Origin of the sequence: Streptomyces sp. NPDC060049 (genome assembly GCF_042736715.1) — a bacterium.
GTDB lineage: Bacteria > Actinomycetota > Actinomycetes > Streptomycetales > Streptomycetaceae > Streptomyces.
In genome coordinates, this window is sequence record NZ_JBHWVV010000016.1 from 51604 (window position 1) to 64152 (window position 12549).

Here is a 12549-nt window from a genome sequence, read left to right on the forward strand (position 1 = left end):
CCTTACAGAAGCCCACACCCTCCTACCGGGACACCCCGGCACCCTGGGCAGCCGGACCGGGGGGCGGCAGAGAAGCCGGCGGCGTCGTGCCGAGCGTGCCTTGGTCGCGTGTTTACCAGTGGGTGAGGTCGAATAGCTGGGCGCAGTAGGGGTCTGTCTCCTGCGAGGGGTTGTATCGGAGTTGGTCGTCGGCGATGAGGCTGGGAAGAGCTGATGCCAGGCCGGTGACGCCCGGCTTGAGGACACCGTGTTCGTCGCGCAGCGCTACGTCGAGTCCGACCGTGTCCGGCAGGGCGTCGCCCGTGACGTAAAGGCGTGCCTGGCGCTCGTCGAGGAGCAGGAAGCCGAGCAGGAGCAGTTCCTGGCTCCCGGTGTCGGCTACCGGTGTGATCCCGGTAGCGGCCGCGTGGAGGGCGTCGGTGAGGTCGAGGAGTGTGGGGTGGGTGTCGAGGAGCCCACGGAGGGTCTCGCAGGGCACGACGGGGATGCCGTATCCGTCCCGGAGCGGGGCCGGCGCGCCCGGTCGGTCGTCGGGTGGGTGGCGTACGAGGTGACGTACGGCGGCTACCAGCTCGGCGGCGGGGATGTGGTTGCCGTCGCGGTCGAGCAGGGGTACGTCGTATGCCTGCGATGTCGTCACGCTTGCGCCGTCCCACACGATGACGCGGGCAAGATCTCGCTTCTGCGGGTGGGGGAGGACTCCCCGGACCACGGGGCCGCCTCCTAGGGGCGCAGCCGTGAGCCGGAGCATGGCCTGGACGAGAGCGGCCTGCAGTCGTGCCAGCCCCTCGTTTTCCCACCGAGGAGGGGTGGGTGGCAGGTCATCGTCACAGGGGGGAGAGGGCGTCATGTTTCGTTCACCGCGTCCGGGCACCTGTTGCGTGATACCCGCTCGCAGTAGGCCGTGATCGTGCCGATCTTCTGGCTCCGATCGGCAAGTTGGTACACGCCGTCTGCGGTCTTGTAGTCGTACTGTGCGACGACCTTGATCCGGGCCAGGATCGCGCCGAGACGGTTGGTGAGCACCCCTCCGTACTCGCGGCGTACGCCCTTCCTTGTGGGATGTTCGCTGGTCACGATCTTGATGACTTTGGGGTCGCGGATGTTGTGAGGTCCCGAGAAGTGCTGCCAGCCGAAGGCGCTGTTGCCCTCTCTGGTCGGGATGTACTTGCCTTCGCCGTCTTTGCTGACGAACTTGACGACGCTCCAGTGACTGCCGCGTGCTTGTGCTGTAGTGGCCTGGGTGGGTGCCGTGGCGGGGTGAGATTGCAGGACCAAGCCGGCGGCCCTGGCACGTTCCTTCCCGAAAGCGGCCGCGTAGTGCTCATCGGACATCACACTGAGATCTCCTCCGGCCGACGACACCGAGCGTGGGGCGGAGGGCGAAGCAGTGGCAGCGGTCGAGAGAAGCATGGCTGCTGCCGCGGCTAGACACGCTGTGATGCGGAGCTGAACGTGCAAGCGGATCTCCTCGTACGAGCCCTGATCTGGAGGTGCATCGTGCCGGTCTTGCTCGAAGGATGAAGCACGCACGCAGGTGCGTGGTGGGTTGAACGGAGAAGTTCACCCGGACCGCGCACCAGCCGTCTTGCCGCCACCCGGATCGTGACCTGCGGCGGCGAACGCGGCTGCGGCGCCGTTGCTGTCGCTGGTGTCGGGGGCCCCGGCCGCCGACGGGGCGGCAGGTGACCGGCTGGCTCACCCGTCACCCCGCCGCCCTGATCGAGGGGGACAGCGCCAGCCTGAAGGACGTTCCGACCCGGCAGATGCGGCGCTATTTCGGGCGGCCTGGTGCGGGGTGCTCCGGAAGCGGCTCTACGCATCCGCACCGCGCCGTGACATATTGTCAGCATGTCGGCGAACTCGGTGTCCACGTAGCCGACCACAGTCAGACGGCGGGTCACCGACAGGGGAGCCGGATCGTCGCCTTGGGCCCGCCCGCGCGGGTGGCACAGGCGGTGGCGAGCCGCACGGCCCCCTACCTCGCCCGCGTTCTGGAGGCGGGATCCCTGTAAGGCGGTTCCCTCCCGGGGAGCAGGCTGAAGACGGCGACGCTCGCGACCCACAGGACGGCCAGTCCGAGCAGCACGAGCAGCAGCCACGGCCAGCGCCCTCGGGTCTGTTCCAGCTCCCAGGCGCGGATCTGGTCCTGACAGTGCGGGTTCCCGGCGTTGCTGGTCATGCTGCATACGGGCTCGGGCTGAGGTGCCGGCAGGGCCTGGCTCGTGGCCTGCCCCTGGGCTGTGGGTGCGCGTTGCTCCAGCAGTCCGGGGTGGTTCTTCAGCCAGGTGGTGAAGGTGGCGCGCATGGCTTCGTGGCCGCGCTCGTTCGGGTGGAGGCTGTTGTGGATCCATTTGGCCGGGCTGAACCGCTGTGAGGCGAAGCCGTTGACCGATGCGATGTCCACGAAGTTGATACCGGCCTTGCTTTTTCTTCCCTGGCACAGCTGGAGCTGGTGGTCCTTGAGGCTGTCCTTCATCTCAGCCAGGTACTCGATGCCCGCCTTGGCGTCGGTCGCGGCTTCGAACATCGTCTTGTCCACCTCGTCCACGAACCGGTGGATGAAGTCCCGCTCGGTCTTCGTCAGGGCCACTCCTGTGCAACTTTCGGCCGTGGCGAGCGGCTGCGGGTAGGGCACCGCCACGATGGGCACGTCGGCGGGCAGGGCCTTCCTGAGCGACCGGAACGTCGCGGCGAGGGCCCCTCGGACCTTCGGGAGGTTGCTTTTGAACACCGACTCCTGCTCCTCGCAGCCGCCGGGCGCGATGCACGCTTCTCCTAGGATGGCGAAGCCGGCGTCGTTGCCTCCCAGCGCCACGATGACGAGTGCGGGGCGGAACGAGGACGCCTGACTCGTGAGTTGATCGATCTGGGTACCCGGCTCGTCCCCCTGCGCTTTGATCTTGGTGCCCGGCCTACCCTCCTGCACTTGGAGGAAGCTTGCGTCGGATTTCGCGATGACGTTGTAGGTCCGCGCCCCGGAGCACGCGAGGAACAGCACGCGGTCGAACCGCCGGTCCCCCGTGGTGAGTCCCACGGCGTATGCGGAAGGCGAGCGCCGGCATTCGTTGCGGCCGCCGTCGTCGGTTCTCTCGAAGTAACTGCTCGCGCCCTCGCCCGACATGTAGGAGTCGCCGATCGCCACGAGGACGCGCTGCCCTCCGGCGGGAAAGAGGGCCTGTGGTTTGGGGCGCTCGGGGGGAGCCGCCGCGAGCATGCAGAGCGCCGCGAGGATGAGGGCGACGTCTGCGTGCGTGTTGGAGACGATGGCCAGCAGCAGCACCAGTGCCATGGCCACGAGGACCGCGGCCAGTACCCAGTCCAGATACCCGAGCAATGCGACGGCCCCGACGGCCGAGACGATCCCCAGGCAGCCGACGATGGCGACACCGGCGCCGGGTCCCGCGGCAGAACTCCGCTGGCGCAGCCGGCGCACGCCCCACTCGGACAGGACGTTGAGCCCGAGCGGCAGGGCCACGAAGAGGGCCAGGCCGAGGGCGATGAGCAGGGCCAGGAAGAGGCCGCCCTTGACCTTGGGCAGTAGGAAGGCAGCTGCGCCCGCCGTCACCGCGGTCAGGGCGCACAGGGCCACACCCCACCACAGGAGGGCATTCCTCTGCTGGCCGGGCTTGGCTCCCCGCCACGCTTCGACGAACCAGCCCAGACCGAGCAGCAGCAGGACCGAGCCGACCAGCGGCAGGGCGTCCCCCTCGAAACCCGCCAGGTGGGCGACGAGTACCAGCACTCCTGCGGCGGTCAGGAACGCGGCCGCGCGCACCAGCCAGCGCGGGGGGTCCCCGCCCGGCCCTCGCTGATGCCCGACCCATAGCTGTCGAACGATGAAGACGGCACTGCAGGCACAGAAGACGTACAGGGCCCGCCGCAGCTCCGAGAGCGGCACTCCGCGGCTCGACTCCACGACGAGCACCACGGCGCCGCCGACGAACATGACCCGCGGTCCCCACCACAGCGGCATGCTGCGTCGGCCCCTTCGTTCGGCCGGCGCCGCCGGCTCGTCACCGTTCATTTTCCTGCACCCTTCTGGCGGTCGGAGAACAGCGGACGACGCTCGACGTGCTGGGCATCCCCTGACAGCAGGTGCTGCGGGGTTCGCGGAAGCTCCACCGGCCCTGCTGGCGGCTGAACACCCACACCAGCCCGTCGCGCAGGGGGGTACGCAGGGCCGCGGTCAGCGGCTCGACCGTCTGGCGGCAGCGGGCGGGTCCGGCCGATCCGCCGGTCGCGAAGAGGACCGCGGGGCGGGGCCGCGTCCAGCCGCCGTCGGGCGGGACGAGGTGATGCAGGTTGTCGCCACGGCGCCGGTCGAGCCCGGCCGGGGGCCCGGGGTCCTCGTTACCCTCCGCGTCCTCGCCGGTGTTTCCGGGGTACGGCTTCTCCGCAGATTGGATCACCATGACCAGGGCGTCTTTCGACCCGGGTTCCGGGACGTGGGCCGAGGCGGCGGTCGGGCCTTCCGCGGAGCAGCCGGCAATCGCGCGCGGGGCGAGGGCGGCAGCCGCCAGGAGGGTGCGGCGGCGCCGTCCTGACCCGGCGAAGGCTTCCGGCATGGGGCCCACTGTCTCCCACGTGCCGGACGCCGGCGGGGCACGACGCTCCGGACCCGCCGCCACGAGCGCCCGGTCGGCCGATCGGGCCAGCCGATCGCCGAGGCTTCTCGAAGGGGGTCGGGTGGGTTGTGAAGACTTCTTCGCACGGCCCACTCTGTGCGCGGCATGGGCGGGCGTGCCGGATGCCGGCTGTGATCCCTGGTGAGCGCGCGCGAGCAGGTGAGCGCGCGCGAGCACCGGAGGAGGTCTCGCACAGGTCCACTCCGACCGGCTGCGGTGCGAGGGCCGCGGCGACGTGGTGGGCGGTGTGGCTGATGGAGACGTGGAGGGCGGGCACCGGGCTGCCGCCGACGAGGACGTGGCGGCTGCCGTCGTCGCGCGGGAGCATCTTTACGTCGGCCGCCGGGGCAGCGAGGAACTCGCCGACCAGGCCCTTGGCGAGCACCCGTCCCGCCCCCACCCGTCCCGCCGGCCGGCCCCGTTGCGCCGCCCACTCGGCCCGCCGCCCACTCGGCCTGCCGCCAGGCCGGCAGAGCCCGGACCGCCTGCCGCTCGCCCGATGAGAGGGGCGCGAGGTGCGCAGCCCGGTGGAGGTCGGGGCGCCGGGCCACGAGGACCCCGGCCCCGCCCCCATCGGTGGACCTGTCCCGGCACGATCGGCGGGAAGACGGTGCGCACGGTGGCGGGAGGTCACGCGGGGGCGGGGGCAGCGGTGGCCGTGTCCGCGTCCAGCCGCCGCAGTTCGCGCTCCAGCGCGGTCACGGCCTGACGGATCTGGTCGGGCGTGTGGTCACAGGTGACGAAGAAGCGCAGCCGGGCCATTTCCTCCGGTACGGCCGGGTAGAGGATGGGGTTGACGCTGATGCCCTGCTGGAAGAGGGCCTCCGCGAGCTTCAGGGTCTTCAGCGAGTCCCCGACGATGCAGGGGACGACCGGCGTGTCGTGGCTGTCCCCGACGTCGATCCCCGCCCCGCGCGCCAGGCGGACGAACAGCGAGGCGTTGTACGCGAGACGCGTGACGCGCTGCGGCTCGGTGCGCAGGAGGCGCAGGGCGGCCAGCGAGGCGGCCGTGTCGGCCGGGGTCATACCGGCGCTGTAGACGAAACCCGGAACGGTGTAGCGCAGGTACTCGACGACCGCCCGGCTCCCGGCGACGTAGCCGCCGCAGCTCGCCAGGGCCTTGGACAACGTGCCCGACCACAGATCGACCGCCGTGCGCTCGATGCCGTGGTACTCGCCTATGCCGCTCCCGGTCGCGCCGATCGTTCCGATGCTGTGGGCCTCGTCGATCATCAGCAGCGCGCCGTGGCGGCGCTTGACCTCGACGAGCGCGGGCAGGTCGGCGATGTCGCCGTCCATGCTGTAGACGCCCTCGATGACGATGAGCACCCGCCGGTACTGATCGCGGACCTGGCCGAGCACGGCGTCGAGTGCGGCCGCGTCGTTGTGGGGGAACGGACGGCGGGTCGCTCCGGAGAGCTTGCAGCCCTGCAGGATGCTGTCGTGGGCCAGCGAGTCGTGGATGACCAGGTCTCCGGGACCGACGAGGTGTCCGATCACGGTGACGTTGGTGGCGTGCCCGTTGGCCAGGGTGATCGCGGCCTCGCACCCGAGCAGGCCCGCGAGTTCGGTATCGAGTTCGAGGTGGAGCGGACGGCTTCCGGACAGCAGCCGGCTGGCGGACACCGACGTGCCGTAGCGCTCGACCGCCTCCTTGGCGGCCGCCTTCACCTTCGGGTCGGTCGCCAACCCCAAGTAGTTGTAGCTGGAGAAGGAGACGAGTTCCCGGCCGTCGATGACCGTCGTGTCCGTCATGCCGCCTTCGTGGACGAGGAAGTACGGATTGGCGAGTCCCAGCCCGGCGAGCGCGTCGATCCGCTCACCGTGGGCGGCGACCTCCGGGAAACGGTCGATCCGCGTGTGCTCCTCCGGCGCGGCCGGGTCGTCCGTCGGCTGGTCCGGGGGCGTCGGGACCACGCGCAGGCGGGGGGAGTCCGCTGCCGCGGTCGGGTCGGGAGCCATCGCGACCGGCGGCAGGTCGGCGGACGTCGCCGGCGGGGTCCCGTCACCGTGTTCGGCGCGTTGCCCGGGGACGGCCGTCGCCGCCGTGGCGTCCGGGCAGGCGCCCGTGATCAGCGCGGCGAGCCGGGCGACGGTCGGCTGGTCGGCGGCCCGCTCGTCGAAGGTCCACTGCGGCCACTGCCGGTTGAGGGAGGTGAACAGGTCGGTCAGCATCAGCGAGTCGAAGCCGAGGTCGTCGATCAGCAGCTGGTCGTTGCTCAGCTGCTCCACCGGGAAGGCGCTGATCCGGGCCACCTGCGCGAGCACGGCTTCGGTGACCTCGCCGGTGACCTCGCCGGTGACCTCGTCGGCCGGCGCGCGCGGGGCGGGCGGGTCGGCGGGGGCGACGGCGGGGGCCTCGGACTCCTCGGGGGCCGCGGCGGAGCCTACGGCCGGGGCGGCGGGCACCGGCGCGGGGAGCGTCCCCGCGAGGCGGGCGAGCAGCTCCGCCTGCTGCTGGACCAGCTGGAGCAGTTCGTCCATCGGGGTCTTCGCCGTGTCGTACGTCGGGGCGTTCATCGAGGTCTCCTCGGGCTGTGCGGGTTCTACGGGCTGTACGGGCTGTACGGGCTCGACGGACCGCACGGGCTGTGGCGGGAGGGAGGCTGCGGCGGGGTCCTGCTTCGCGGCGCGCCTGGCCGGCACCCAGTAGGACTGGGTGGCGAGCCCAGCCACCGGCAGGTCCAGCAGCCGGCGGTCCGTCTCGGCGATCAGGGCGCGCGGGTCGACCGGAACGCCCAGGACCGCGAGCCGGGCGAGGGCCAGGGCGAAGGTGCGCCCGCCGTCGGCCATCCCCTCGACGGGGACGACATGGACGTCGCCGTGGCCGGTGAGGTTGCGGCGCACCGAGGTGAGGAGCGAGCTGCCGCCCGTCACCTGGAGGAAGACGCGGGCCCCCTGGTCGTAGGCGGTGCGGACCGCGTCGCCGAAGTGGACCGGCGTGGACGCGTGACGGGTCCACAGCTCGCGCAGCCGACCGGGGTCGGTGCACACCTCGGCGTTCACGGACGAGACGAACGGCAGGACTGGGCTGGCGATCGGGCGGGCGTTGAGGCCCGAGCGGATGGTGTCCTCGACGGCGGCCAGGTGCGGCGAGTGGAAGGCGTTGGACACGTCGAGCGTCGCCGTGGCGACCCCGGCTTCCGCGCAGGCCTCGCGCACGGCGGCGATCCCGTGCGGCGTGCCGCTGACCACGATCTGTCGCGGCTGGTTGAAGCAGGCGAGCCAGACACCGTCGATCCCGTTCGTGAGCCGGCGGCAGGTCTCCTCGTCGGTCTGCACGGCGAGCATCCCGCCCGGGAAGCGGGATTCGGCCTGCCGGAGGGTCGCACCCCGGTGGACCAGCAGCCGGATGGTGTCCACGTGGGTGAGCGCTCCGGCGGCCGCCGCCGCGGCGAACTCCCCGACGCTGTGCCCGAGAGCGAGGTCGGGACGGATGCCGCAGTCGGCGAGGACGCGGGTGGCGGCGATCTGGACGGTACCGAGCAAGGGCTGGCACACATCGGTGGCGGCGAGCCGCCTCCTGAGCTCCTCGGTGTCGCCGTGGGTCCGGGCCTCATCGCCGTACAGCAGGTCGGAGAGGTCGAAGCCGACGTCCCCGCGGGCCACGGCGTCGAGGACGGCGACGGCCGACCGGAAGGCGGAGAACCGCTCGTGGAAGTCCCGCATCATGCCCGGCCGTTGGCTGCCCTGACCGGGGAAGAGGAAGGCCACGCGGCGCTGCGCGGCCGGCAGCGGGGCGTCGGCGGCGAAGGCGCCCTCGCCGAGGTCGCCCCGGGCGCCGGCCAGGAGCTGCTCACGGGCGTGGCGCAGCCGCTCGACGAACGCGTCCGTGCCGGTGGCCACGATCGCCAGCCGGGCCGTCAGCGGTTCCCGGGAGCCGAGGGTGTGGGCCACGGCGGCCAGCGCGGCACGGTCCGCCGTGTCGAGTGCGTCGAGTACGTCGCCGATGTGCTGGTCCAGCAGTTCGGCGCTGCCGGCCGAGAGGAGGACGAGGTGGGGTCCGGCGTCTTCGGTGCGGTCCGGGAGGCGACCGGGGGCCGTGTCGGACTGTCGCTCCTCCAGCACCACGTGGACGTTCGTGCCGCCGAAGCCGAACGAGCTGACGGCGGCGCGTCGCGGGGTGCCGGTGTACGGAAAGGTCAGCGCGGCGGCGGCGAAGCGCAGGCCGGCGGCGGAGATGCCCAGGTCCGGGTGGGGGGTGGTCTCGGGCTGCGGCACGATCGTGCGGTGGTGGACGACCAGGGCCGTCTTGATCAGTCCCGCGATGCCCGCCGCGGCCAGGGAGTGCCCGATGAGGGCCTTGCCCGCGCCGAGGTAGCACAGGGCGGGGTCGTCGTCCGGGTACTCGGTGCGCAGCCGCCGCAGCGCCTCCGCCTCGGCACGGTCCCCGGCGGCGGTTCCGGTGCCGTGGGCCTCCAGGAAGCCCACGGAGGAGGGCGCGACGCCCGCATCCTCGTAGGCCCGGCGCATGGCGCGCAGCTGGCCTTCGGAGGTGGGGACCAGCGGTCCGGGGGACGCGCCGTCGTTGGCCGAGCCGATGCCCTTGATCACTGCGTAGACGCGGTCGCCTTCGGCCAGCGCGTCGGCGAGCGGCCGTATGACGACGACACCGGCGCCTTCGCCGAGGACGAACCCGTCGGCCCCCTCGTCGAACGGGCGACACACCCCGGCGGCGGACAGGGCGCGGAGCCTGGAGAAGCCGACCAGGCTGTCGGGGGTGAGGTTGAGGTACACGCCGCCGACCAGGGCGATCCGGCAGCTGCCGGATCGCACCTGGGCGATCGCCTGGTCGAGGGCGACCAGCGAACCGGAGCAGGCGGCGTCGACGGCGAAGCTGGGACCGCCGAGGTCGAAGTGGCGGCTGACGGTCCCGGCCGCCATGTTGAGCAGGCTCCCCGGCAGGGTGAAGGCGTCGATGCTGCCGAGCTGGCGCGCCCGCTCCTTGACGGCGTCGGCGGCGCCCTCGGCCTCGGCACCGTCGTCCGCCGCGTGCGCGTCCTCGGCCAGGGTGATGGCCCGGAGGGGGGCCGCCATGAGGTCCTTGTAGTCGGACACCGATATTCCGAAGAACACCCCGGTGTTCTCGCGGTCGAAGTCGCCGCGGCCCAGCCCCGCGTCGGCGAGCGCCTCGCGTGTGACGTCGAGCATCAGCCGGTGCTGCGGGTCCATGGCCCGGGCGCGAGCGGGCGGTACGCCGTAGTGCGCCGCGTCGAAGCGGTCCAGGTCCTCCAGGAAGGCGACCTGGTCGGTGTACGCCGCGTTGGGGGCCGAGCGGTTGCCCGGCTCGTGGAAGGTCCCGTGGTTCCAGCGTTCCCCCGGGACGGCGGAGAACTGCCGCTCCGCGCTCATCAGGAGCTTCCAGTAGGTGCGGATGTCAGGGGCGCCCGGAAAGCGGCAGCCGAGTCCGACGATGGCGATGTCAGTCATGGGTCTTCCTTGTCGTAGCGCCCCGGACGGCCGGCGGCCGGGGCTGGAGGGTCGGGATGGAGTGGGGGCTGGACCGGATGGGAGAGGGGGGAGCGCCTGGTGGTCAGCGGCGCGCGTGGGCGTGGGTACGGACGACGGTGCGGCTCGGGGAGCAACGGCCCGGCGCGCACCGCCTCGCGGTGGCCGGTGGCGGCCGGGGCGCCGGCTGCGGCACTTTGGGCCTCAGCACCTTCGGTGCCCACCAGTTCAGGCCGCCCGCCAGGCGCATGAGCGCCGGTACGAGGACACCCCTCACGAGCGTGGCGTCGAGGAGGACGCCCAGACCCGCGCCGATGCCGAAGAACTGCAGGAGGGAGACCTGGGAGGTACCGAAGCTCAAGAGGGTGAACGCGAGCAGGGCGCCGGCCGTGGTGACGATGCCTCCCGTCCGGGCGATGCCCGTGACGATCGAGTCGGTGTTGTCCTCCCCGGCGCCGCGCGCCTCCTTGATCCGGGCCAGGACGAACACCTCGTAGTCCACCGAGAGTCCGAAGAGGATGCAGAACAGCAGCACCGGCATGGTCGTGGTGAGCGGCCCGGGCGTGAAACCGAGCAGGTCGCTCAGATGGCCCGTCTGGAAGATCCACACCATCGCTCCCAGGACGGCCGTCAGGCTCAGGGCGTTCAGCGCGATGGCCTTGAGCGGCAGGAGCAGGCTGCGCGTGAAGCCGAAGAGCAGCAGGAACGTGGTGACGGTGATCAGGGCGAGCGCCAGCGGAATCCGGGCCCCCACCGTGTCCTTGGCGTCGACCAGTACCGCGCTCGGTCCGCCGACCAGCACCTTGGTGCCCGCCGGGGCGGGGGTCTCGCGGACGTCGTGCACGAGCTGCTGGGCCGCCCGCGAGCGGGGGTCGACCCGCGGCACCACGGAGAGCTGGGCCGGACCGTCGCCCTCGGGCCCGGCGACCGGGGAAACCTGGGCGACCTGGGGGAGCGCGGACAGCCTGCGGACGTAGTCCTCCCGCGCCGACTGGGGCGCCGTGCCCGTCACGGAGACGGTGAGCGCGTCGGCGCCCTTCATGTCGAACGCGTCCCGCACCAGGTCACCGGTCTGCCGGCTGGCCGCGCTCGTCGGCAGCGCCCGGTCGTCGGGGGTGGCGAAACCGGCGTGCGCGAACGGCGCGGCGAGGACCACCAGCAGGCCGATCACCGGCAGCGCCGCGAGCAGCGGGCGGCGTACGACGGTCCGTGCCAGCCCCTCCCAGAAGCGCGATCCGGAGCCCGCACGGGCCCGGCGGCGCCACGGCACGGGCCAGGCGTTCACGCGCTTGCCGAGCAGCGCGAGCAGAGCGGGCAGGACGGTCACGGCGCTCACGGCGGCGATGCCCACCACGGCGATGCCCGCGTAGGCGAAGGAGCGCAGGAAGTACGGCGGGAACACCAGCAGCGTCGCGAGCGCGGCGGAGACCGTCGCGGCACTGAAGGCGATCGTGTGGCCGGCGGTGCGCACGGTCCGGATGGCGGCCGTCCGCGGTAGGTACCCGGCGGCGAGTTCCTCGCGGAACCGCGAGACGATCAGCAGCCCGTAGTCGATGCCCAGCCCCAGGCCGAGCGCCGTGGTGAGGTTCAGCGCGAACACGGACACGTCGGTGACGGAGCCGAGGACGCTCAGGACCAGCAGGGTCCCGGCGATGGCGAGGACTCCGATCAGCAGCGGCAGCGCGGCGGCCACGACGCTGCCGAACGCCAGGACCAGCAGGATCAGGGTGCCCGGCAGCACGACGGCCTCGGCCCGCTTCAGGTCGGACTCCGCGATGTCCTGGAGCTCGGCGTCAATGAGCGCCGACCCCCCCACTTGCACGGTCAGGGCCGCGTCGGGAGCGCCGCGGGCGCCGGGGGCGGTCAGCTCCTCGCTCAGCTGCTCGACCCGCGCACCGAGCTGTTCGCCATCCCCGTCCACGTGCGCGACCAGCATGGCCGCGTGGCCGTCCCGGCTGCGCAGCTCCGCCGCGCCGCCGGTCCAGTACGAGGTCACGGCGCTCACGTGCGGCTGGGCGGCGAGCCTGCGGGTCAGGTCCTCGCCCTCGCTCCGGGCCGCCGGGCCGTCGACGGAACCGTCGCGGGCCTGTGCGACGACGACCAGGTTGGGGGAGCCCCCCAGGCGCTCGTCGGCCACGCGGGCGGCGCGGCTGGACTGGGACCGGGGATCGTCGTACCCCTGCGTCTTCAGCCGGCCTGTGGCCTCCGCACCGAACACGATGGACAGCGCGAGGAACACGAGGGCGGCGAAGAGGACGAGTCCGGGACGGCGGGTCACGAAGACGCCTGCGCGACGGGACATCGGGGTCTCCGATCCGGGTGGCGGTTCGTCCTGCTCTGGTGCAGGACGGTGGATTTCCACCGTGCCCCGGTCGGGGACGGGGCCGTAGCCCCGGCTATTCGTTACTTGACAGGAGGCCTCCGTACGTCGTGACCATCGCTGTTCCCCTCCACGTCCCGGGTCGGGTCTCCG

The 12549-nt window shown here is 72.2% G+C and carries 6 protein-coding genes; all 6 read right to left on the reverse strand.

What is annotated here, in order from left to right; genetic code table 11:
* Positions 1-112 precede the first annotated feature (112 nt).
* Positions 113-640, reverse strand: coding sequence for a hypothetical protein (locus ACFWBY_RS27200; protein ID WP_385339791.1), 528 nt, complete (start codon positions 638-640; stop codon positions 113-115).
* A gap of 206 nt (positions 641-846) precedes the next feature.
* Positions 847-1335 (reverse strand): hypothetical protein, encoded by a 489-nt coding sequence (locus tag ACFWBY_RS27205; protein WP_385339789.1) that lies wholly within the window; start codon positions 1333-1335, stop codon positions 847-849.
* Positions 1336-1978: 643 nt separating this feature from the next.
* A complete protein-coding gene (locus tag ACFWBY_RS27210) occupies positions 1979-4027 on the reverse strand; it encodes a GDSL-type esterase/lipase family protein (RefSeq protein ID WP_385409715.1) in 2049 nt (682 codons plus the stop codon).
* Positions 4017-4568, reverse strand: a complete 552-nt coding sequence (locus ACFWBY_RS27215) for a hypothetical protein (RefSeq protein WP_385339783.1) — start codon at positions 4566-4568, stop codon at positions 4017-4019. Before ACFWBY_RS27215 ends, ACFWBY_RS27210 begins: the two co-directional genes overlap by 11 nt.
* A 690-nt stretch (positions 4569-5258) precedes the next feature.
* Positions 5259-10058: an aminotransferase class I/II-fold pyridoxal phosphate-dependent enzyme gene (locus tag ACFWBY_RS27220; protein ID WP_385339781.1), complete on the reverse strand. Its 4800-nt coding sequence runs from the start codon at positions 10056-10058 to the stop codon at positions 5259-5261.
* A 103-nt stretch (positions 10059-10161) separates the two neighbouring features.
* Positions 10162-12378 (reverse strand): MMPL family transporter, encoded by a 2217-nt coding sequence (locus ACFWBY_RS27225; protein WP_385339778.1) that lies wholly within the window; start codon positions 12376-12378, stop codon positions 10162-10164.
* Positions 12379-12549: the final 171 nt, after the last annotated feature.

Coding starts and splice junctions, on each gene's coding strand:
- ACFWBY_RS27215 (WP_385339783.1), bottom strand. CDS start 4,568: ATGCCGGAAGCCTTCGCCGGGTCAGGACGGCGCCGCCGCACCCTCCTG.
- ACFWBY_RS27220 (WP_385339781.1), bottom strand. CDS start 10,058: ATGACTGACATCGCCATCGTCGGACTCGGCTGCCGCTTTCCGGGCGCC.
- ACFWBY_RS27205 (WP_385339789.1), bottom strand. CDS start 1,335: ATGTCCGATGAGCACTACGCGGCCGCTTTCGGGAAGGAACGTGCCAGG.
- ACFWBY_RS27210 (WP_385409715.1), bottom strand. CDS start 4,027: ATGAACGGTGACGAGCCGGCGGCGCCGGCCGAACGAAGGGGCCGACGC.
- ACFWBY_RS27225 (WP_385339778.1), bottom strand. CDS start 12,378: ATGTCCCGTCGCGCAGGCGTCTTCGTGACCCGCCGTCCCGGACTCGTC.